Origin of the sequence: Rufibacter latericius (assembly GCF_003721515.1) — a bacterium.
Taxonomy (GTDB): Bacteria; Bacteroidota; Bacteroidia; order Cytophagales; family Hymenobacteraceae; genus Nibribacter; species Nibribacter latericius.
The window spans coordinates 28,923-50,942 of sequence record NZ_RJJD01000001.1 but is presented as its reverse complement, the minus strand read 5'-3'; the positions used below and the strand labels follow the sequence as shown (position 1 = coordinate 50,942).

Here is a 22,020-nt window from a genome sequence, read left to right as displayed (position 1 = left end):
AACCGGATATTCACTTGCTGAACCTTTCCTGTCTGCCCTCCTGAGAGAGGCAAAAACGTTTCGGGCCTGTTTTAGGGAAAACAGGCCCGAAAGGCAAATCAGATTTTTGAAGAAGAAAAGAGATTAGGAAGGATCTACGTCAATGACCACCCGCAGGTGCTTGAAGTCCTTGTATTTCAGTAATATCTGAACGGCATCCAGCACCTGGGCTTTGGACTCGCGCAGATTTCCGCCTTCGCGGTCTAGTTTCACGTGAATTTCCTGCAGAAACTGGTTCCTGATCTTGAAGATATGGGGTGCTTCGGGGCCCAGCACGCCGGTTCTGCCCAGACGATCCACCAATTCCTTGGCCAGCATGATAGCAGCGGCCTCGCAGGGTTTAGCCTCGGGGTGTTTGACCGTCAACCGGATCATGCGTACGAACGGCGGGTACCGAAACTTCCTGCGCTCCGCGATCTCTTGCTCATACAAACCCAGATAATCGTTTTGGATGACCCGCCGGAAAATGGGCTGGTTTGGATTGGCCGTCTGGATGAGCACTTTCCCTTTATTGCCTTTCCGGCCGGCCCGGCCACTTACCTGCACAAACAACTGGTACGCTCGCTCGTGCGCCCTGAAGTCGGGGAAGTGGATGATGCTATCGGCGCTCAGGATGCCCACCAAGCTTACGTGCTCAAAATCCAGGCCTTTGGTCACCATCTGGGTACCTACTAACACGTTGGTGCGCTGCTCTTCAAAGTCTTCAATGATCTGCTGATGGCTGTTCTTTCGCTTGGTGGTGTCCAGGTCCATGCGTTGGATGCGGGCCTCGGGCAAAATCAATTTCAGCTCGTCTTCTATCTTTTCGGTCCCAAAACCCACCGTTTTCAACATGGTAGAGCCGCAGGCGGGACAATCATTGGGTTTACGTTCGGTGTAGCCGCAGTAATGGCACCGCAGTTCGTTGGAGAACTTGTGGTAAGAAAGGCTCACGGCGCAATTGCGGCACTTTGGAATCCAGGCGCAGTCGTTGCAGTCAATGAAAGGCGCGTACCCGCGGCGGTTCTGGAATAAAATGACCTGCTCGTGCCGGAAAAGCGCATCTTCAATGTCGTGCACCAACCGATTAGAGAAATGGCTCATCATGTTCTTGCGGAGGCTTTCCTGGCGCGTGTCTACTAGTTCTACCTGGGGCAGGGTGGCCTCTCCGTAGCGTTCGTGCAGGTTCACCAATCCCCATTTGCCGCTCTGGCAGTGGTAATAAGATTCAATAGACGGCGTAGCCGATCCTAGTAAAGTCTTCGCTCCCTGGAACTGCGCCATCATGAAGGCCACTTCCCGGGCATTGTAGCGCGGAGCAGGCTCATGCTGTTTGTAAGAAGGCTCGTGCTCTTCGTCCACAATGATAAGCGAAAGCGAATGGAACGGCAGAAACACCGACGACCGCACGCCCACCACTACCTGGAACCGCCCCGAAAGGATGCCGTTCCAGACTTCCACGCGTTCATTATCTGAGAACTTGGAGTGGTACACGCCCAAACGGTCGCCGAACACGCGTTTCAAACGGGTCACAATTTGGGCCGTCAACGCGATCTCGGGTAATAAGTACAGTACCTGTCCGCCCGCTTCCACAGCTTTCTGGATAAGGTCAATGTAAATCTCGGTTTTGCCGCTGCCCGTGATGCCATGCAACAGCACTGTGCTTTTCTCATTGAACACCTCCAGCACCTGATCTCTAGCCGCAGCCTGGGCCGGTGATAATTCAGAAGAAAGGTAAGGTCCCCGTCCCTCGGCCATGGGGAAACGGCTCACCACTACGTCAAACTGTTCCAGCACCCCGTGTTTGAGCAAGGTGTTGATCGCGGACAGGGAAAGGTGCGGATTGGAAGTCAGGATGTTTTTCTCCAGGCCTTCCTCGTTCATGCGCAGGTTCTGCAGGATGGGCGTAAGTTGCACATACTTGAGCAGTACATCCAGTTGCTTGGGTTTGGCCGCCAATTGGTTGAAAAGCTCCTCCAGGGTTTCCTCATCGGTGGTGAACGACGAGTGCAGGCGCACTTTCTTGACTACCTTGGGAGCGTATTTCTCGGCAATCTCCTCGTAGATGATTATGATATCTTTGAGCAGCAGCGATTTGATGATCTTATGGAAACCAGCCAATTGCAGAAGCTGGCCTACCTCGGTGAAGGTGAGGTGGGGCTTCTGGCGCAGCGCAAAGATGATTTTCTCTTCGTGACCGGTCAAAGGCCACTCGTTAGTTTCAATGTTGAACTGCGGATGCAGCTGGATTTTTGACTCACTGCTGAGTTTCAGGGCCGAGGGGAGGGCTGCATTGATGACCTCTCCAAGAGTGCAGAGGTAGTATTCGGCCATCCAGAGGAAAAGGCGCAGCTGCGGCCCGGTAACCACCGGTTTTTCGTCAATAACTTCCAGCAGGTATTTGGCCTGGTACTCTTTTGGCGGTTGCTCATGGATACGCGCCACCACGCAACTGAGCACCTTTTTTGAACCAAACTGCACCAGAACGCGGGCACCCACCAGCACCTCATCGCTCATCTGATAAGGAACCCGGTAGGTGTAAAGCTTGGGAAGGGGTAAAGGCAAAATGACGTCCGCGAACAAAGTAATTCGTTCAGGGACGTCATCAGCAGGAATATGAAATTCTAATTCTGGTGTCAAAAGCGTCCGGTTTGGGCCAAAGTTCGGAAAAACAGCCCGGAAACGGAAACTTTCCTTATTTCACCTGATACTCTTCTACCAGCAAGGTCACTTGATTCTCTTGCGGATCTTTGTCTTGTAACACGGTGGTGTACAGCAGCACCGGCTCATTTTCCGCTACCTCAATGGCCAGTTGCTCTACCAGAGCAGATTTAACCGGCAGCCATATTTCTTTGTCGGCGGAGGTGAAGAGGATTTCCTTGCGGTATTGACGGATATCGCTTGGTTTCAGGCCGCTTTCCTTCATCTGCTGGATGTTCTCCATGGTAATGTTGCGGGTTTTACCCTCATACACCATGGAAAGACGGCAGGCCGGAAGATCTGTTTGGCCGGAAGGTGCCTGAGAAACGGCCGGGGTGGTCAGGGCTTCCAGGGTAGTTTCGGGGTGGGTCTTTTGCAAACGCTTCCAGTAACCGTCTCCGTTCTGGGAAAAGGCAGAAGCCGTACAGGCAAGCCATAGGCCGCCCAGAATAAATAACTTCTTCACGTACGTAATAGGGGTTAGTTCTGCCTCCCCAACAGAGACAAGGCGTTGGCAGTTCTATGGTTAGAAGAAAAAGATGAATTTAGCTTCATATTGAAAAATCGGCCCGTAAAAGTGCCAACCCTTTGCCAAACGAATCTTCTCCTCCACCTGAAAACGCCTTATGCTTAGAGCGATTTGCCGGTTCTCGCCTTAGATATGGCTCACCTGTTCCAAGGCTTCGGCTACCGAAGTCACGGGCAATTGGCAGGCGCGGTTGTAGCACACGTAAATGGTGGTTTGCCCGTTCTGCGTGGTGCGGTCCTCCAGCAACGGCAGGGTGGAGGAACCTTCCTCTTTGCTACCGGCCAGTAAGGCATTTGGGAGGAAATGCTGCTGCACCAGATTCCTGAACGAATGCGCCTCCGGACCAATGATGGCGATTTCGGCGGTTGGTTTCAGTTTCAGGTAATACAGTGAGGCCCAGTTAGCCAGATGCGAAGGCTCTTTTACCACCAAATCCCGCACCTTGGAGAGCATTCTGTCTGAAAGGTTGGAATATCGCTCTTTGTCTAAAAACAGGCCCAGAAGGTGCAGGTTCATGGCTATCACCGAATTAGAGGCGGGAACTACGTTGTCGAACAGTTCTTTTTTACGGGCGATGAGCTGTTCTCCGGCGTTGCTGGTAAAAAAGAAGAGATCTTCCTCCGGGTCAAAGAAATGAGCTAAGGTGTATTCAGTGAGCTTTCGGGCTTCTTTCAGCCAATTCTCCTCAAACGTAATCTGGTACATGCCCAGCAGCGCCTGGATAAGCAGGGCGTAATCTTCCAGGAACCCGTCAATGGTAGCTTTGCCTTCTTTGTAGTTATGGTACAGGCGATCGTCCTGTTTTAGGTTCGTTATCAGGAAATGGGCGTTAGAACAGGCCAGCTCCAGGATGCTGGGTTCCCCGAAGGCGCGGTAGGCATCGGTGAGGCCGGTGAGCATCAGGGCATTCCAGGAGGTTAGGATCTTGTCGTCCAGTCCCGGTCTGATGCGTTGGGCTCTGGCTTGCAGCAGGGTGTCTTTCCAGTGCTGCACGTGCTCCTGCAGTTCATCCAGCGTCAGTCCTTGATCAGCGGCGAAGGCTTCATCGGTCTGGCGGCGGTGCAGGATGTTGACTCCGTGCTCCCAATTTCCTTCTGCCGAGGTGTTGTAGTACTTGCCGGCTAGTTCGGCTGCGTCGCCTAAAAGATTGTTCAGTTGCTCTTGGGTGAAAACGTAGAACTTGCCTTCCTCCCCCTCACTGTCCGCGTCCAGCGATGAATAAAAGCCGCCTTCGGGACTGGTGAGTTCCCGTTCCACGAAGGCGATGGTTTCCATAGCTACCTGGCGGTACAACTCGTTGCGGGTGACCTGGTACGCTTCGGCGTATAAGCTGAGGAGTTGGCCGTTGTCATAGAGCATCTTCTCAAAGTGCGGCACCAGCCACGCTTCATCGGTAGAGTATCGGGCAAAACCACCTCCAATTTGGTCATAGATTCCCCCGAAGGCCATTTCTTCTAAGGTAAGATTCACCTGTTCCAGGGCTACGGGGTCTTGGCTATGGTGGTAATAGCGCAGCAGAAAGCGCCAGATGCTGGGCATAGGGAATTTAGGTGCTTCGCCGGTGCCCCCCCGCTTTATATCAAAACGGCTCCTTAGGCTTCGGAACATCTGCTCAAAGTCTGTCGGATTGATGTCTGCGTTGCTTTGCTGGAGGCCGTATTTGGCGAGTTCGCTTTGCTGCAGGTGCTGGGCAAACTGGTCGGCGGATTTGTCCAGCTCGGCACGACTTTTCTTGTAAGCATCGGCGATACTTTGGAGGAGCTGTATCCAGTTCTGGGGCGGAAAGTAGGTACCTCCGTAGAAAGGTTTGGCCTCGGGGTTCAGAAACACGTTAAGGGGCCAACCGCCTTGCAGGCCCATGGCGTGCAGGGCATCCATGTACACCTGGTCCACATCTGGCCGCTCTTCGCGGTCTACCTTGATGCATACAAAATGCTGGTTCATGATCTGGGCAATCTGCTCATCCTCAAAGGACTGGTGCTCCATGACATGGCACCAATGGCAGGCGGCGTACCCAATGCTCACCAGAATAGGTTTCTGCTCGTCTTTGGCTTTCTGCAGCGCCTCGGCTCCCCACGGAAACCAATCTACGGGGTTGTAGGCGTGCTGCAACAAATAAGGGCTTGATTCCTGGGCAAGGCGGTTGGGTTTTTTCTCCATGTTTCTGATTTTGAAAAGAAAGGTGTTTCCAGCATCTTTTACGGAAAAGAGCCCCGAAACAGAACTACTGCATACGCATTTGGCGCCGTACGGTCTCAATTTCGGCCTGCACTTCTACCTCATGGGCCAGGGAAGTCAACTTCTGCAGGAGCTTTTGCAGGAACTGCTGGTGCCCGGGGCTCTGGGGCTGGAATGGTTTGTGGGCCAGGTCGCGTTGAATTTCGGCCCATTTTGCCATGAAGTCTGTAAAAGGCTGATCGGCGTAGGTTTGGATGAACTTCTCCCAGATGTACTGCTCAGCCATTTGAGAAGGATGCAGCAGGTCTTCGGCATAGAACCGGTAGTCGCGCAGATCATCCAACAGCAGTTCATAGGCGGGGAAGTACGAGAGGCTGGGATGTTGATCCAAGGCCAAATGCGCCGCCACCCGCAGCAGGCTCTTGCTCACGCTGTTCAGGGGAAGCGTGTCTTTGAGGTGGCGCACGGGGCTCACTGTGAGTATTACTTGTTGGTTCGGGCAGTGAGATTGGAGTAGCTCCAGCGTTTGCCGGGTGTCTTGCACAATCTCCTCCAGGGAAAGCAGCCTTTTGGTGAACTCTTTTTGGGGCACTTTATGGCAATTGGCCACCAAAGCTTCGGCGTCTTTACGTTCGTAGACGTACGCCGTTCCCCAGGTAAGCATCAGGGTTTCGGCTTTGAGCAGAAATGCCCGGGCCTTTTGCCTAATCTCCTGCAGTTTTTCCAGCAGAGCCTCGGGTTGCGCATGGGAAAAGGAGGAATGGAAATCATAGTGGTACCACATCCCATTCTGTTCAACCAGACCATCCTCTAAAATTTTATCCTCTCGCTCCAGAAGGGCCCGCACGTGTTGATGGATGGAAAGGGGATTGAAGATGGTGCCGAATGGATTAACGAGCACGCTTGCCTTGGCTTCCTGAAGTCTGCGTCCCATGACCTCTGCGAAGCAAGAGCCAATGGTGAAGATCCCGGTGGTGCGGGATAAACGGACAAGAGCGGGAGGCAGGGTTAACTCGGTACGGAACTGCATGACGAGAAAAGGGGTAAGCCGTAAAGGTGGTGTTTACTGTATTTACGCTTCTGGGAGCACAATGGGGCGCAACTGCTCAAAGGATTGGATGGTGTGGGTAGGGACCGCAGCCAGACAGGCAGCCTCTGCTCCATATCCGTACGCCGCCCAGCAGGAAGAAATCCCCGCGTTATTGGCGAATACCAGGTCGGCATCGGTGTCGCCTACCATCAGTACCTGATCGTTGGTCACTTCGGGGTAATGCGGTTTGATGACCTGCTCGTAGGCCATGGGGTCTGGTTTCTTTTTCAAGGGAAGCTGTGGATTATCCCCGATGACCAGATCGAAATAATGATCCAGGTGAAAACGCTTCAAGGCATCTTCTATGGCCCGCTGGCCTTTATTGCTGATGACCACACAGGCAGTTCCTTTATCTTTTAGGTGAGGCAGCAGTTCTTCCACCCCGGGAAATAAGGTGGTGAGTCTTCCGCCATCGGTGTCATAGATGTGCCGGTAGTGGTGGACCCATTCCTCCAGTTCTCCGTTCTGAGGCGTTCTCTCAAGCGAAGGGTGCAGCAAAGGCAGTAGTTGGGACAGGTTGCCTCCTGTTCCTATCGCTTGCTTGATGCGCTCAGGGGCAGGCGGGGTAATGCCTTTCTGCTCAAAAGCCTCCTTGAACGTATAGAGAATGGCATCCTCTGTGGCGCAGAGGGTACCGTCAAAATCAAAAATGACAACTGAATAAGGAACCATAGAACTGGAAATGGAAGGCCGATCTTAATGTCAGGCGTAGCCCGTGAAAACAAATCTAAGAGAATACCTTATACCTTCTTCTGGAAACCTCTGTTTTATAGGTGTTTTCCTGGAAACAGGCTTAAATCAACTTGCACCTTTCTCCTTAGCGACTCAGGTGAAAAGGGTAGGAGGTGAAATATTTGGAATAGCCTGAAAACAAAACATCCTGCCGGAGTGCGGCAGGATGTCTGTTATGTATAAGAAGCTGCTAAAATTAAGCGGCAACTACATTGAAACGGATCTGGTGTTTCACTTCTTTGTGCAGGTTCAGGGTAGCAGTGTACTCGCCTAATGATTTCACCTCTTGGTCGAAATCAACACGCTTACGATCTACATCGTAACCAAGGGCTTTCAGAGCTTCAGAAACTTGCAAGGTAGTCACAGCACCAAAGATTTTGCCGGACTCACCTGCTTTGGCAGGGATCTCCAACAAGGTATCACCAATACGGTTGGCTAGGTCTTGCGCGTCTTTCTGGATTTTCTCTGCTTTGTGGGCAGCCTGGCGAGTGTTCTCAGCTACTACTTTACGGGCAGAAGGAGTAGCCATTTCAGCTAAGCCTTGTGGGATCAAATAGTTACGGCCATAACCTGCCTTTACAGTAACGATATCGTTTTTATAGCCAACGCCTTTCACGTCATCTTTAAGAATAACTTCCATCTTTTTCTACCTCCTTATTTTAAAGAATCTGTTACGTAAGGCAAAATAGCCAAGTGGCGTGCTCTGGCAACAGCCTGAGATACACGACGCTGGAACTTTAAGCTGGTTCCGGTTAAACGACGAGGCAACAGTTTGCCTTGCTCGTTTACAAACTTCAGTAAGAAGTTGCCATCTTTGTAGTCGATGTACTGGATCCCGTTTTTCTTGAAACGGCAGTATTTCTTGCGCGTGTCTTGCTTGTGGATTTTTTCGTTAACTAAACTCATGACGCTTGGGCCTCCTTCTCTTTTTTAGATGATTTGAATTCACCGTTTCTGCGGCGCTCGTTGTAAGCAACTGCGTGCTTATCCAGGGCTGTGGTTAAGAAGCGGATGATTTTCTCATCACGACGGAAAGCCAGTTCTAATTGATCAACAATTGTTGCTGGACCTTGGAATTCCACGAGGTGATAGAAACCAGTGTTTTTCTTCTGGATTGGGTAAGCCAGTTTTTTTAGGCCCCAGTTCTCCTCATGAATAATGTCGGCGCCATTTTCCTTAAGCACCTGTCTGAACTTCTCGACCGTCTCTGTCATCTGAGCCTCGTTCAACAACGGGGTCATGATGTAGAGTACTTCGTAATTTTTTAAAGTCATTTGAAAAAATGATTTTGGTTCGAAGGGGCAAAGGTAAGGTAAATTCTATCGCAAACCAAAAATCAAAAAAGATAAAGCCAAACTTCAAGATTGGAGTCTATTCAACTGCTGTTTTAATAAGGTGTTTGGGAAAACGGCTACAAAAAGGAAGGTAGCCAAAGGCAAGGGGCAACTAAGGAAAGTCAAGTTTAGGTTCAAAGGTCCCTGCCAATGCCCTCAAACTAGCCACTTCAAGTGTTTTTACTCTATATATTATAGTGTGCAGTTCTCTATTGTTTTTACAGCCCGAAGGTTCATGTTCAATTCAATCCCGCAAGGCTTGCTCTCAAGGGCTAAGAGCCCCGGTAAACCTATGTATTAGGAGTGATTCGGAAATGAATTTACTGAAGTAGAACTTAAAGGGAAGAGTGTGTGGGGGAAACTGGATATCAGGGTTAAAAACAGTGTTTATTTAATTGTTTTAGGGCATCTTTCAGAAAAACGGCTCTTAAACAAAACAGTGGGTTTAAAGCAGGAAGAAGGACAAGGCAGTGATAGGTAGAGAAAACCTGAAATGGAAGAAAACGCAGATGCAGGCTCAGGAAGAGCCTTAAAACCCCCTGGTTAGGATAATTATTGGTTCAACTGAGTGGAATGGTTTGTAAAATTCAAAGGATGCTAAGCTGAAAGGAGAGTACAAGAAAAGTAAAATGAGCCTATTTTGTTGAAGAAGGTATCTTCATATGGGTATATACTCTCGCGAAGAGTTTATATACAAATAGGAAAATTGTATAAATACTTTGTTTAAAGAATAAAGACTATAATAGGATAGAAATGAGAAATCTCTGAAAAGAATAGGGGAGAATTGAAGGTAGGTGGAGTAATGGCAGAAGATGGAAAGGAGGGTGGACAGGAAAAGGGTTTGCAATTTATAAAGTTTCTAAATAGTGCCTAAACAGGCTAATAGAAAGGGTTTAAGTAGGTAAACTACCCCTTTTTGAGAGTAGTTATACCCCCTAAAAATAAGGAATATTGTGTTTGATTAATGGTGTTCGGGTAGTAGATTTGTGCCCGTAATGTACTTTCACTATTCTTAACACTACAATTAAGCTATGATTAGCTGTAAAAAGAGAGCAAAATATACTTTCCTACTCCCTTTTCTCTTTATCTTCTTTGTTGTTTCGTCCGCCTTTGCACAGGCGCCGGAAGAAATGGGGGTTGAAGGGAAAGCTGGCGTGACCCCGGCCCCAGCTGCGCCGGCTGCTGGTGCAGGAGGCGGTGCTGACGCAGGCGTTATTGACAACGGCATGACTCTTTTCAAAAACAACTGTGTGCAGTGTCACTCAGTGGGGACAGATGTTGTGGTTGGGCCTGGTCTGCAGGGCGTCCACAAAAGAAGGTCAGAGGCTTGGTTGTTAAAATGGATCAAGAACTCCAGCGCCCTGATTCAAAGTGGAGACAAAGACGCCGTTGCGGTGTTCAACCAGTACTCCAAGCAGCAAATGCCATCTTTCGCTTTTTCTGATGAAGAGATTTCTTCTATCATTGCTTACATAGCCAGCGAAAGCGAAAACCCATCTGTAGCGGCTGCTCCAACCGGAGGCCCAGATACCGAGGCTGGTAAGAATGTTGGTACCGATGCAGTAGGAAGCGGGGTAGGAAACGCAGTAGACCTTCTCTTAGTAGTATTAGTGGTAGTGTTGATCGTGTTGGTAATTACGTTGTTGATTATTGCCTCGGTTCTGAAAAACTACCTGAAAGGCAAAGGTGATTTGACTGGTGCCGAGCAGGAAATGCTGGAGCGCAGAACCAACTTCGCTAATATCTATAAGTCTAAAGCTGTCCGGATTATCGCAGGGCTTATCCTTCTGGTGGTTCTGGTAGATGTGTCTATTGATAAAGTGATGGGGATTGGTATTCACCAGGGCTATGCGCCAAGACAGCCTATCGCTTTCTCACACAAACTACACGCCGGTGATCACCAGATCAACTGTAACTATTGCCACACATCTGTATATAAGAGCTCTAGCGCAAACATTCCTTCGGCAAACATCTGTATGAACTGCCATAGCCAGATCAAGAAAGAATCTCCTGAGATTCAGAAGATCTACCGCGCTATTGAAAACAACAAGCCAATTGAGTGGGTTCGGGTGCACAACCTGCCTGACCTGGCTTACTTCAACCACTCCCAGCACACGAAAGTGGGTGGTGTAGAGTGCCAAACCTGCCACGGCCCTATTGAGACCATGGAAGTGGTTGCACAGTACTCTCCTCTAACCATGGGTTGGTGTATTGATTGCCACAGAAATACCCCTCTGAATACCGAAGGCAATGCTTACTATGACAAATTGGTGAAGTTGCATGAGAAGCAATCAAAAGGCGCATTCATTGTTGCGTCAAACGGTGGTACTGAGTGTTCTAAGTGCCACTACTAATCAATTCCATATCCTGAATTTGAGTTTTTGAGATATATGCAAGAAACAATTAAATACTGGAGAGGGGTAGAGGAGTTAAACAATACTCCGGAATTCCAGAAGAACGCTCATAACGAGTTTCCTGAGTTCCTGCCAGTAAGTGAAGCCAATGAAGGGGATACCTCTTCCCCAGTGGCTCCAAGACGTGATTTCTTAAAGCTATTAGGTTTTGGTGTTGCCGCAGCTACACTGGCCTCCTGCGAGTCGCCGGTACGGAAAGCGATCCCTTACCTGAATAAGCCAGAAGAGGTAGAGCCAGGTGTTCCAAACTGGTACGCTTCTACCTATTTCATGGGGGACATCTATAACCCTGTGTTGGTAAAAACCCGTGAAGGTCGTCCTATCAAAATAGAAGGAAACACGCTTTCCCCTATTACCGGAGGAGGAACCCACGCCCGTTCACAGGCGTCTTTGCTGACCCTGTATGACAACAACCGCTTAAAAGCACCCGTTGCAAAAGGAAAAGCAACTACCTGGCAAGCCATTGACCAGGAAATCCGGACCCGTTTAACAGGGGTTCAGGGAAGAGTGGTTTTGGTATCTAATACTATCATTAGCCCAAGCACCAAAGCGGTTATCCGTGAGTTCGGTGCCCAGTTCCCGGCTTTTGAGCACGTAACATATGATGCAAAGTCTGCTTCAGCGCTCCTGAGAGCCAACGGCGGGCTTGTACCAGGGTATGATTTCAGCAAGGCCAGAGTAATCGTTTCTATTGGAGCGGACTTCTTAGGTACCTGGATTTCTCCGGTAGAGTATTCAAGACAATACATCGTCAACCGTAAAGTAACGGCAGACAAGCCCACCATGTCTCGTCACTACCAGTTTGAGACATTCTTGTCTATGACGGGTGCGAACGCAGACGTACGGGTTCCGGTAAAACCATCTGAATACGGGGCTGTAGTTGCAGCCTTGTATAACAGAGTGGCCGGAGGTACCGGTGGTACTGCCATTCAGGCTCCAAACAGCCGGGTAGCTAAGCAAGTTGATGCGGCCGCAAAAGAATTGCTGGCCAATCGTGGAGGTGCATTGGTAGTTTCTGACTCTAATGACCCAGCAGTACAAACTTTAGTAACTGCTATCAACGGTGCCTTAGGTGCGAACGGAACCACTATCAATACCGCTGCTCCTTCTTATGTTCGTCAGGGAGATGATACCCGCATGTTGCGCCTCATCAACGACATGAACAACGGAGCCATTGGAGCCGTGATTTTCTACGGAGCTAACCCGGTTTACGATCATCCATTAAGCCAGCAGGTAGTAAATGGTCTTAAGAAAGTAGGTGTAAAAATCTCTTTTGCAGACAGAATAGATGAAACGGCAGCCCTTGTAGACTACGTTTGTCCAGACAACCACTTCCTAGAGTCCTGGAATGACTACGAGCCAAAAAGAGGCTTTCTGAGCTTGGCTCAGCCTACCATCACTACTATCTTCAACACAAGACAAGCGCAGGATTCTCTTTTGAAGTGGACGGGATCTACTTCAGATTTCTACACCGTGATCCAGCGTACCTGGTCAGGGATCGTAGGTGGCGGTGCGGCCTGGGACAGAGTGGCGCATGATGGCGTTGCTACCGGAACCACGGGCGCAAATGAGCCAACTGCACCTGCAGCTCCAATGACCTTAGCCGCTGCTGCCGTAAGCATCAACAAAGGCGGACGCGCTTCAGGAGGTAATAACTTAGAGCTTGAGATATACGAAAAAGTAGCCATTGGTGCAGGACAGCACTCCAACAACCCTTGGTTGCAGGAAATGTCAGACCCAACCACTAAAGCCACCTGGGATAACTACGTTGCTATTTCTCCTGCCACTGCTAAAAGATTAGAGATTGAGCAGAATGACGTGGTGCGGGTAACCGTTAAAGGCAAATCCATTGAATTGCCGGCGTTGATCCAACCAGGTCAGGCCATTGATACCATCGCTATCGCCATTGGGTATGGCCGCACCCATGCAGGTCAGGCAGCAAATAACGTAGGTGCCAATGTGTATCCATTAGTAACTGTTGCTGGAGACGGCCTGCAGTTTGCCAACACAGTAAGCCTCGAAAAAGTAGGAGCAGATAAGCCAATTGCCCAAACCCAAACGCACCATACCGTAATGGGACGTATTGTGGTGCAGGAGAATACATTGGCTAAGTACCAGAAAGATCCTAAAAGCGTAACGGAATACATTAAAATCGCTACGCCAGATGGTCCTCAGGCTCCACAGAAAATATCGCTCTGGCAGGATTATGAGTACAAGAACCACCATTGGGGAATGGTCATTGACCTGAACTCTTGTATTGGTTGCGGTACTTGTACTATCAGTTGCCAGGTAGAGAATAACGTGCCAGTTGTTGGGAAACAGGAAGTACTGAACCGTCGCGAAATGCACTGGTTGCGTATAGACCGTTACTACAGCAGCGATGCAACGCGCGAAGATGGTGGTTTCGAGAAAATGGAGAATCCTTCAGAGAATCCATCCGTGATCTTCCAGCCAATGCTTTGCCAGCACTGTAACCACGCTCCATGTGAAACGGTATGTCCGGTAGCAGCGACCATGCACAGCACAGAGGGTATCAACCAAATGGTGTACAACCGTTGTGTGGGAACCCGTTACTGCGCAAACAACTGCCCGTATAAAGTGCGTCGTTTCAACTGGTTCAACTATGCCAACAACGAAAAGTTCGATTACCAGATGAATAATGATCTTGGTAAGATGGTGTTGAACCCAGATGTTACCGTTCGTTCACGCGGGGTAATGGAGAAATGTTCGTTCTGCGTACAGCGTATCCAATTCGGAAAACTGGAAGCTAAGAAAGAAAGCCGTCGTCCGGTAGACGGAGAAATCGTTACTGCTTGCGCCCAGGCCTGTCCTACCAACGCAATTGTCTTTGGGGATATGCTTGATCCAAACAGCCAGGTGTCTCAGATCCTGAAGCGGGAACAAGGCGAGCGTGCTTTCCACGTACTGGAAGAGTTGAACACTCAGCCAAACGTGACTTACTTAACCAAAATCAGAAACCAAGCTTAATTTAACTCAAAAAGATATATGCAGCACGTATCTCCGATAAGAGAGCCCTTAGTAACTGGGGGTAAAACTTATGCAGACATCACGGAAGACGTATGTCGGCAGGTGGAAGCCAAGCCGAACATGCGTTGGATGATGGCCCTGGGGGTTTCTCTGGTTTTCCTAGGCATCTTTATTTACTCTGTATACCGTACCCTGTGGTTTGGTATAGGGGAGTGGGGACTTAATAAAACAGTGGGTTGGGCATGGGACATCACCAACTTCGTGTGGTGGGTTGGTATCGGTCACGCCGGTACTCTGATTTCCGCCATTTTGTTGTTGTTCCGTCAGAAGTGGAGAACTTCTATTAACCGTGCCGCCGAGGCGATGACCATCTTTGCGGTAATCTGCGCGGCCATGTTCCCGGTTCTGCACATGGGCCGTCCTTGGTTAGCTTACTGGGTACTTCCTCTTCCTAACACGTTTGGTTCCCTTTGGGTGAACTTCAACTCCCCGCTTCTCTGGGACGTGTTCGCGATCAGTACATACTTCTCCGTATCCCTGGTATTCTGGTACATTGGTCTGATTCCTGACTTTGCTACCATCCGTGACAGAGCTACTGGACCAATCGCCCGCAGAGCCTATGCTTTGTTAAGTATGAACTGGACAGGTTCTGCGAAACACTGGTCACGTTATGAGACCGTATCTTTGATCCTAGCTGGTTTAGCAACCCCATTGGTGCTTTCGGTACACACCATCGTATCCATGGACTTTGCAACCTCCGTGATCCCGGGATGGCACACGACTATCTTCCCTCCCTACTTCGTGGCTGGTGCGATCTTCTCTGGTTTCGCGATGGTATTGACTCTGATGATCATTACCCGCAAGACCTTCAAACTAGAAGATTATATCACACTGGAGCACGTAGAATCCATGAACAAGGTAATCACCCTGACGGGGTCTATTGTTGGGGTGGCATATATCACTGAGTTCTTCATCGCCTGGTATTCTGGAGTAGAGTATGAGCAGTACGCCTTCATCAACCGGGCAACTGGTCCTTACTGGTGGGCTTACTGGTCTATGATGACTTGTAACGTAATCACACCGCAGCTTTTCTGGTTCCGTTCTATTCGCCGCAGCTTAACAGCTACGTTTATCATCTCCATCTTCGTAAACATCGGGATGTGGTTTGAGCGTTTCGTGATCATCGTGACCTCCCTGCACCGCGACTTCCTTCCATCTAGCTGGGTGATGTTCTCGCCAACCTCTATTGACGTTGGGGTTTATGTAGGAACCATTGGGTTATTCTTCACCCTGTTCCTGCTGTTCGCCAAGTTCTTCCCGGTGGTGAACATGGCCGAGGTAAAATCTATTCTGAAATCGTCTTCTGGGGTGAGCCATACCCTGAACCCAGGCGCATCAATGCATGGCACAGCACCTAACAACTCCCACAAACATGACTAGTAAGAAATATATACTCGGGGTATTCAACGACGAGGATGTGCTGCTGAACGCCATTGAAAAGACCAGAGCGGCAGGCACTAAGATCTACGATGTATTCTCTCCTTATCCAATTCACGGAATTGATGATGTGCTAGGAATCCAACGCTCCCGCTTGCCAATTGTAGCGTTCTTCTGTGGCCTTTGCGGTACTTCGTTTGCGCTCTGGATGCAGATCTACATGTTAGGATTTGACTGGCCAATGATCATTGGTGGTAAACCACACATCGCATTGCCAAGCTTTATTCCGGTGACCTTTGAGTTAACGGTTTTATTTGCGGCTTTCGGGATGGTAATTACGTTCTTTATCATCAGCGGCTTACGCCCAACCCTGAAAGTACCAGTGATGGACCTTCGCTCAACCGATGACAAATACGTGATGGCCATTGAATTGAAAGAAGGCACTGATATTTCAAAACTGAATGATCTACTCCGTTCGCACGGGGCTATCGAAGTTAACGAGAAGGAGGTAGTTAAATAATGAACAATTTCTTTAGAACAGGGGCAAAAGCTGCCTCCTTGATCCTTTTCTCTTCTGCACTTCTTGCTTCTTGTGGTAGAAGTGATCAGGAACAAGCATTAGAGTATGCGCCAGATATGTATTATCCGGTTGCTTACGAGCCATTGAAGCAGTTAGCAGATAATAAAAACGCCATCAACCCAGGTGGGCTGAACATGCGGGTTCCTGCTTCCAACACCATTGCCAGAGGAAAACTTGGGTTTTACACCCATATTTCCAAAGACAGTGCAGAAGTAGCGGGTCGTGAGTTGGTGAATCCAATTGCCAGAAGCACCCAGAACCTGGAAGAAGGGAAAGTATTGTACCTGCGTTTCTGTTCTCCTTGCCATGGCGAGACAGGACAAGGCGATGGTTTGGTAGCTGCCAAATTCAAAGGGGTTCCTAACTATACCCAAGGCCGTTATGCAACCTTACCAGTAGGCCATATCTACCACGTGATTGTAAACGGTCGCGGGCGGATGATGCCACATGGTACCCAGGTGAACCCACAAGAGCGCTGGAAAATTGCCATGTACGTGCAGCAACTGCAGAAAGGCATCACCGATGCCAGCGGTGCAGATGCGGCTGACACCGGCTCTCAATCTACCGATGCTCCGGCAGGCGCAAGTGAAGACCAGAATACAAACCCAGTAACAGGTACTACGGCAGATCCAACCAAGGACACGCGTAACTAACCTATAAAAGGTATTTTAGAAATGATAACTGAAGAAAGACTAACTATCCCTGCAAGCGCCACCAAGCGGTTCTTCTACATGATAGCTATTGGCCTGGTACTCCTGGTAGCTGGCCTTATCATCGCTGCTAATTTTAGTGGTGGGCATGGAGAAGCACATGGGGCAGAGGCAGGGCATCACGCAGCTGGTTGGGGACAGCGTTTACTGGCTAACCTTTGGATGAACAACGTGTACTTTACTGGTATTGCGGTTGTTGGAATTCTATTCGTGGCAATTCAATATGTAGCCTATGCCGGATGGTCCGTGTTAATCAAACGGGTTCCTGAAGCATTAGGAAGCTATTTATTAGTGGGTGGGGTAATTATGTTATTGGTATTCTTGCTGCCAATCATCTTTACCGGCCACAACACCTTGCTTCACTGGACGGATCATTCAGTACATGAAGTAGGGAACCCCAATTATGACCCGATCATCGTGGGTAAAAGTGGTTACCTGAACGTAACGTTCTACACCATCAGAATGGTGGCATACTTTACTTTATGGTTCCTTTTCTTTAAATGGCTAAGAAACGAGTCACTGGCTGAAGACATCAATGGTGGTCTGGTTCATTATAACAAGAGCATCCGTTTAGGTGCTACCTTCCTGGTGATCTTCGGGGTTACTTCCTCCATGTCTGCCTGGGATTGGGTTCTATCAATTGACACTCACTGGTTCAGCACCATGTTCGGTTGGTACGTATTCGCCAGCTGGTGGGTATCTGGTTTAGCGGCCATAACGTTAACCATCATCTTCCTGAAGCAGATGGGTTACATGAGAATGGTTACTTCTAACCACTTACATGACTTAGGTAAATTCATCTTCGGTTTCAGTATCTTCTGGACCTACATCTGGTTTTCTCAGTTCATGCTGTACTGGTACGCAAACATCCCTGAAGAGGTAATTTACTTCCAGGAGCGTTTAGGTGGCAATAACAACCATTTCACTTGGATCTTCTTCTTTAACCTTTTCATAAACTTTGCTTTCCCTTTCCTTGTTCTGATGACAAGAGATGCGAAGCGTCAAATGATCATGTTGAAGATTGTGTGTATCGCCATCCTTATCGGTCACTGGTTTGACTTCTACATGATGATTATGCCTGGAACTATGGGTAGCGAGAGTGGGTTTGGGCTGATTGAAATTGGTTCACTACTTACTTTCCTGGGAATCTTTTTGCTAAGATTCACCAAAGAACTAAGCAAGGCATCTTTGGTTCCGGTGAACCACCCGTTCCTGGAAGAAAGCATTCACCACCACGTTTAAGACTAAATTTTAAAGAAACGGATAATGATTACAATTGCAGTAGCACTATCAATCCTCCTTTTACTGGTCGTCCTTTACCTTTTGTTTAGAATCCAGGTATTGGCTTCTATCTTCAAGGGTAGCTACAGACGTGACATTGGGAAGAGCAATAAAATTAATGCCGCTCTAATGCTTGTTTTCTTCTTTGTGATGGGAGGCCTGTTCATCTGGTCTTTCACTGAATCCAAGGAAGAGATGACCTTACCGTTAGCTTCTGAGCACGGTATCGCCATTGACAGTATGTTCTGGCTGACCATGGCCATCATTGGGTTTGTATTTGTTCTTACCCACATCCTGTTGTTCTTCTATTCTTACAAATACCAGCATCAGGAAGGCAAGCGCGCGTTCTATTACCCACATAACAACAAGGTTGAGATTATCTGGACGGTGATCCCGGCCGTTGTAATGGCTTTGCTGGTATTCTCTGGTTGGAAAACCTGGGCCAAAATAACAAGCCCGGCCCCAGAAAACGCCGTAGTGGTGGAGGTAATGGGTAAGCAGTTTAACTGGCTTGTTCGCTACCCAGGTGCAGATAACAAATTAGGGCACGTGAAGCACACGTTGATCGATGCCACCAATGAGATTGGTATTGATCTGAACGACAAAAATGCCCAAGATGACTTTGCAGGCGAGCCAAGTGCCTTCCACGTACCAAAGGGTGTTCCGGTACTTTTGAAAATAAGATCCAGAGATGTAATCCACAGCGTATTCCTTCCTCACTTCCGGGTTAAGATGGATGCCGTACCGGGTATGCCTACCTCGTTTTGGTTTATCCCTACCAAAACCACCTCTGAAATGCAATCAGAAACTGGCAATGCTAATTTCCAGTATGAACTTGCCTGTACAGAAGTTTGCGGTCGTGGCCACTTTGCCATGAAGATGACAATGATTGTAGATGAGCCAGAAGAGTATCAGAAATGGGTAGCTACCCAACAGAAGAAAACCTTCACGTCTCTTTTACAAGCAGCCCCTGCTGACAGCACTGCCGCTGTAGCTGCTAATACTTCTGATGCCGCAGGAGCTGTTGCTACTGCATCAAACCAATAGTTTAATCTTTTAAAAGTATTGTATGTCTAATACGGATATTTCATTACATAAAGATGTGCACTTAGAGCACGATGATCACCATGATGATCATCATGATCAGAACTTCCTTGAGAAGTACATCTTTAGCCAGGACCATAAAGTAATTGCCAAGCAATTCTTGTTTGCAGGTATTTTCTGGGCCATTGTTGGGGGTATGCTCTCCAGCTTGTTCCGGATGCAGCTTGGCTTTCCAGAGGCTACCTTTACCTTCATGGAGCCTTTGTTAGGCAAATGGGTAGACGGTGGTAAACTGAACCCTGAGTTCTATCTGGCCCTTGTGACCATGCACGGAACCATCATGGTGTTCTTTGTACTAACTGCCGGCCTTTCTGGAACCTTCAGTAACTTTCTTATTCCATTGCAGGTAGGTGCCCGTGACATGGCCTCAGGATTCATGAACATGTTGTCTTTTTGGTTCTTCTTCCTGGCCAGTGTCATCATGTTTTACTCTATCTTCCTAGAGACAGGTCCTGCCGCCGGTGGATGGACGGTATATCCTCCTTTAAGTGCTTTGCCACAGGCTATCTCTGGTTCAGGTACTGGTATGACCATGTGGTTGGTGAGTATGGCTTTGTTTATTGTTTCTCAGTTGTTGGGTGGGGTAAACTATATCACTACTGTGATTAACATGCGTACCCGTGGTCTGTCTATGACCAAATTGCCTTTGACCATCTGGGCGTTCTTTTTGACCGCGGTATTAGGCTTATTAGCTTTCCCGGTACTTTTCTCAGCTGCCCTTCTTTTGATCTTTGACCGTTCTTTTGGAACAAGCTTCTTCCTCTCTGATATCTATGTAGCAGGAGAGGCCTTAACCCATACCGGTGGTAGCCCTGTGTTATTCCAGCACTTATTCTGGTTCTTAGGTCACCCAGAGGTGTACATCGTAATCCTGCCAACCTTCGGTATCGTTTCAGAGATTATTGCTACTAACTCCCGTAAGCCTATTTTCGGTTACCGAGCCATGATTGGTTCAATGTTAGGTATCGCCTTACTTTCCTTCATTGTATGGGCGCACCACATGTTCGTGTCAGGGATGAATCCTTTCCTTGGTTCTGTGTTCATGTTCCTGACGTTGATCATTGCGGTACCTTCTGCGGTAAAAGTATTTAACTGGATTGCAACGTTGTGGAGAGGTAACATCAACTTCACAACTGCCATGCTGTTCTCCGTTGCCTTCGTATCGCTCTTCATCTCTGGTGGGGTAACCGGTATCATCTTAGGTAACTCAGCTCTGGATATTCAATTACACGATACCTACTTCGTAGTGGCTCACTTCCACTTAGTAATGGGTAGTGCTGCTTTCTTCGGAATGTTCGCTGGGGTGTACCACTGGTTCCCTAAGATGTTTGGTCGCATGATGGAAGAGAAATTGGGTTACGTACACTTCTGGATCACCTTTGCGTGCGTGTACCTGATCTTCATGCCTATGCACTACATTGGTATCGCTGGTTTCCCAAGAAGATATTACACTTGGACAGGCTTTGAGACCTTCAACAAGTTTATGGATATGAACACCTTCATTACCGTTGCTGCCATCTTAGCTTTTGCTGCCCAGTTCTTCTTCTTGTTCAACTTCTTCTACAGCATTTTCAGAGGAAGAAGAGCCACCGAGAACCCTTGGAAATCAAATACTCTGGAATGGACTACTCCAGTAAATCCAGGACACGGTAACTGGCCAGGTCCGCTTCCAGTGGTGTACAGATGGCCATACGACTATAGCAAACCAGGTGCGCCTCAGGATTTCATCCCGCAGAACGTGCCTTTCTCTCAAACGCAGTCATCTAACCTGCCACACGAGAGAGATACTCAATAAAGAATGAGAGATAAATCTTTTATAACTAAAAGGTTTAAAAGAATAGCAGTACTTACTATTGCTTCTGTCTATATACTAATCTTAGTAGGGGGGATCGTTCGTAGCACAGGTTCCGGGATGGGTTGTCCAGACTGGCCTAAGTGTTTCGGATCGTGGGTCCCCCCCACTAGTTTAGAGCAATTACCTTCTGATTACCTGGAGGTGTATAAAGAGAAACGGATTCAGAAGAATGAACGCATTGGCAGAGTTCTTCAGGGGTTTGGTTTCACAGAAGTGGCCCAGGAGATTTTCGCACATCCGTCTCAATACATTGAAACGGAGTTCAACGCCACCAAAACGTGGATTGAATATGTGAATAGATTGGTAGGAGTGGTAATAGGGCTTTTGATTTTCTTAACGGTTCTTTACTCTTTTCTCTTTCTTAGATCAGACCCCAAGATTTTCTGGGGTGCGGTTGCCTCTTTTTTGCTCGTTCTTTTTCAAGGGTGGCTAGGATCTTTGGTGGTTTCCACCAATTTGTTACCCGAAATGGTGACCCTTCATATGGCACTGGCCTTGGTTCTGCTGGCGTTCTTGATCTACATTGTAGTAAGGGCTGAGCGGGAGAAAATGTACCAGAACTTTGCGCTTGCCTCAGGTAAGCTGAAGTTCTTATTGGTGGCCGTTCTATTGCTAACCTTCTTTCAGGTAATTCTTGGGACCCAAGTTCGGGAACAGGTAGATCTGGTGGCTTTTGATTCCAACAACTTAGGTAGGGAAACTTGGATAGAGCAATTAGGAGCTTCCTTTTATGTTCACCGGTCCCTTTCCATCCTTTTGGTTCTGATGAATGTGGGGTTGTATTTCTTTATAAAGAAGGTAGGGAAAGCCAACCTTGTCAATCTAGCTAAAGCGACTTTGGGAGTAATTGGGATAGAGATAGTGCTGGGGATTGTGTTATCGTATTTTGCACTGCCAGCCTTCGCCCAGCCATTTCATTTATTATTTGGGACCCTTTTGTTTGGGCTTCAGTTCCTGTTGCTCATCATGTATTACTACGCTCAGAAACATCAACATCATCCATCACCCGAATTGGTGGCATAAACACGTTTATGTACGTACAAGACGTAACATCCAGTGCCCAGACATCA

Annotated in this window: 17 protein-coding genes; 9 read left to right on the top strand and 8 right to left on the bottom strand. The window is 48.4% G+C overall.

Annotated elements, in window-relative coordinates; translation table 11 throughout:
• Nucleotides 1–123: 123 nt before the first annotated feature.
• From priA to rpsF, 8 genes are all read right to left on the bottom strand, one after another.
• Entirely contained in the window at nucleotides 124–2,658 is a 2,535-nt protein-coding gene (gene priA / locus EFB08_RS00215) for a replication restart helicase PriA (protein ID WP_165864758.1), read from the bottom strand.
• A gap of 55 nt (nucleotides 2,659–2,713) precedes the next feature.
• Nucleotides 2,714–3,184 carry a hypothetical protein gene (locus EFB08_RS00210; RefSeq protein WP_123124906.1) on the bottom strand — a complete coding sequence of 157 codons (471 nt, stop codon included), beginning with the start codon at nucleotides 3,182–3,184 and terminating at the stop codon, nucleotides 2,714–2,716.
• A 189-nt stretch (nucleotides 3,185–3,373) separates the two neighbouring features.
• On the bottom strand, nucleotides 3,374–5,407 hold the full coding sequence (locus EFB08_RS00205) for a thioredoxin domain-containing protein (RefSeq protein WP_123124905.1): 2,034 nt from the start codon (nucleotides 5,405–5,407) through the stop codon (nucleotides 3,374–3,376).
• A gap of 64 nt (nucleotides 5,408–5,471) precedes the next feature.
• A complete protein-coding gene (locus EFB08_RS00200; protein ID WP_123124904.1) occupies nucleotides 5,472–6,455 on the bottom strand; it encodes a GSCFA domain-containing protein in 984 nt (327 codons plus the stop codon).
• A gap of 42 nt (nucleotides 6,456–6,497) precedes the next feature.
• Nucleotides 6,498–7,187 carry an HAD family hydrolase gene (locus EFB08_RS00195; protein WP_123124903.1) on the bottom strand — a complete coding sequence of 230 codons (690 nt, stop codon included), beginning with the start codon at nucleotides 7,185–7,187 and terminating at the stop codon, nucleotides 6,498–6,500.
• A 256-nt stretch (nucleotides 7,188–7,443) separates the two neighbouring features.
• Entirely contained in the window at nucleotides 7,444–7,887 is a 444-nt protein-coding gene (gene rplI / locus EFB08_RS00190) for a 50S ribosomal protein L9 (protein WP_123124902.1), read from the bottom strand.
• 14 nt (nucleotides 7,888–7,901) lie between these two features.
• Complete coding sequence (gene rpsR, locus EFB08_RS00185; protein ID WP_048921044.1) at nucleotides 7,902–8,153, bottom strand: 30S ribosomal protein S18; 252 nt, start codon at nucleotides 8,151–8,153, stop codon at nucleotides 7,902–7,904.
• The gene (rpsF, locus tag EFB08_RS00180; protein ID WP_123124901.1) at nucleotides 8,150–8,521 is read right to left on the bottom strand and encodes a 30S ribosomal protein S6; all 372 of its coding nucleotides are present in this window, start codon (nucleotides 8,519–8,521) and stop codon (nucleotides 8,150–8,152) included. Before rpsF ends, rpsR begins: the two co-directional genes overlap by 4 nt.
• 1,190 nt (nucleotides 8,522–9,711) lie before the next feature.
• On the opposite strand from rpsF, the gene EFB08_RS00175 reads away from it, so the two are divergent.
• From EFB08_RS00175 to EFB08_RS00135, 9 genes are all read left to right on the top strand, one after another.
• Nucleotides 9,712–10,935 (top strand): c-type cytochrome, encoded by a 1,224-nt coding sequence (locus EFB08_RS00175; RefSeq protein WP_123124900.1) that lies wholly within the window; start codon nucleotides 9,712–9,714, stop codon nucleotides 10,933–10,935.
• 36 nt (nucleotides 10,936–10,971) lie between these two features.
• Nucleotides 10,972–13,983 carry a TAT-variant-translocated molybdopterin oxidoreductase gene (locus EFB08_RS00170; protein ID WP_123124899.1) on the top strand — a complete coding sequence of 1,004 codons (3,012 nt, stop codon included), beginning with the start codon at nucleotides 10,972–10,974 and terminating at the stop codon, nucleotides 13,981–13,983.
• Between the two features lie 18 nt (nucleotides 13,984–14,001).
• Nucleotides 14,002–15,423 (top strand): NrfD/PsrC family molybdoenzyme membrane anchor subunit, encoded by a 1,422-nt coding sequence (gene nrfD, locus EFB08_RS00165; RefSeq protein ID WP_123124898.1) that lies wholly within the window; start codon nucleotides 14,002–14,004, stop codon nucleotides 15,421–15,423.
• Nucleotides 15,416–15,940 carry a DUF3341 domain-containing protein gene (locus EFB08_RS00160; protein ID WP_123124897.1) on the top strand — a complete coding sequence of 175 codons (525 nt, stop codon included), beginning with the start codon at nucleotides 15,416–15,418 and terminating at the stop codon, nucleotides 15,938–15,940. Before nrfD ends, EFB08_RS00160 begins: the two co-directional genes overlap by 8 nt.
• Nucleotides 15,941–16,056: 116 nt before the next feature.
• Nucleotides 16,057–16,653 carry a c-type cytochrome gene (locus EFB08_RS00155; RefSeq protein WP_227006151.1) on the top strand — a complete coding sequence of 199 codons (597 nt, stop codon included), beginning with the start codon at nucleotides 16,057–16,059 and terminating at the stop codon, nucleotides 16,651–16,653.
• 21 nt (nucleotides 16,654–16,674) lie between these two features.
• The gene (locus tag EFB08_RS00150; RefSeq protein ID WP_227006150.1) at nucleotides 16,675–17,952 is read left to right on the top strand and encodes a quinol:cytochrome C oxidoreductase; all 1,278 of its coding nucleotides are present in this window, start codon (nucleotides 16,675–16,677) and stop codon (nucleotides 17,950–17,952) included.
• A gap of 24 nt (nucleotides 17,953–17,976) precedes the next feature.
• Nucleotides 17,977–19,038 carry a cytochrome c oxidase subunit II gene (locus EFB08_RS00145; protein ID WP_165864757.1) on the top strand — a complete coding sequence of 354 codons (1,062 nt, stop codon included), beginning with the start codon at nucleotides 17,977–17,979 and terminating at the stop codon, nucleotides 19,036–19,038.
• Nucleotides 19,039–19,060: 22 nt separating this feature from the next.
• The gene (locus EFB08_RS00140; RefSeq protein WP_123124894.1) at nucleotides 19,061–20,890 is read left to right on the top strand and encodes a cytochrome c oxidase subunit I; all 1,830 of its coding nucleotides are present in this window, start codon (nucleotides 19,061–19,063) and stop codon (nucleotides 20,888–20,890) included.
• 3 nt (nucleotides 20,891–20,893) lie between these two features.
• Nucleotides 20,894–21,973: a COX15/CtaA family protein gene (locus EFB08_RS00135; RefSeq protein WP_123124893.1), complete on the top strand. Its 1,080-nt coding sequence runs from the start codon at nucleotides 20,894–20,896 to the stop codon at nucleotides 21,971–21,973.
• Nucleotides 21,974–22,020 lie beyond the last annotated feature (47 nt).

Coding starts and splice junctions, on each gene's coding strand:
- EFB08_RS00205 (WP_123124905.1), bottom strand. CDS start 5,407: ATGGAGAAAAAACCCAACCGCCTTGCCCAGGAATCAAGCCCTTATTTG.
- EFB08_RS00200 (WP_123124904.1), bottom strand. CDS start 6,455: ATGCAGTTCCGTACCGAGTTAACCCTGCCTCCCGCTCTTGTCCGTTTA.
- EFB08_RS00195 (WP_123124903.1), bottom strand. CDS start 7,187: ATGGTTCCTTATTCAGTTGTCATTTTTGATTTTGACGGTACCCTCTGC.
- rplI (WP_123124902.1), bottom strand. CDS start 7,887: ATGGAAGTTATTCTTAAAGATGACGTGAAAGGCGTTGGCTATAAAAAC.
- rpsR (WP_048921044.1), bottom strand. CDS start 8,153: ATGAGTTTAGTTAACGAAAAAATCCACAAGCAAGACACGCGCAAGAAA.
- rpsF (WP_123124901.1), bottom strand. CDS start 8,521: ATGACTTTAAAAAATTACGAAGTACTCTACATCATGACCCCGTTGTTG.
- EFB08_RS00175 (WP_123124900.1), top strand. CDS start 9,712: ATGGGGGTTGAAGGGAAAGCTGGCGTGACCCCGGCCCCAGCTGCGCCG.
- EFB08_RS00170 (WP_123124899.1), top strand. CDS start 10,972: ATGCAAGAAACAATTAAATACTGGAGAGGGGTAGAGGAGTTAAACAAT.
- nrfD (WP_123124898.1), top strand. CDS start 14,002: ATGCAGCACGTATCTCCGATAAGAGAGCCCTTAGTAACTGGGGGTAAA.
- EFB08_RS00160 (WP_123124897.1), top strand. CDS start 15,416: ATGACTAGTAAGAAATATATACTCGGGGTATTCAACGACGAGGATGTG.
- EFB08_RS00155 (WP_227006151.1), top strand. CDS start 16,057: ATGTATTATCCGGTTGCTTACGAGCCATTGAAGCAGTTAGCAGATAAT.
- EFB08_RS00150 (WP_227006150.1), top strand. CDS start 16,675: ATGATAACTGAAGAAAGACTAACTATCCCTGCAAGCGCCACCAAGCGG.
- EFB08_RS00145 (WP_165864757.1), top strand. CDS start 17,977: ATGATTACAATTGCAGTAGCACTATCAATCCTCCTTTTACTGGTCGTC.
- EFB08_RS00140 (WP_123124894.1), top strand. CDS start 19,061: ATGTCTAATACGGATATTTCATTACATAAAGATGTGCACTTAGAGCAC.
- EFB08_RS00135 (WP_123124893.1), top strand. CDS start 20,894: ATGAGAGATAAATCTTTTATAACTAAAAGGTTTAAAAGAATAGCAGTA.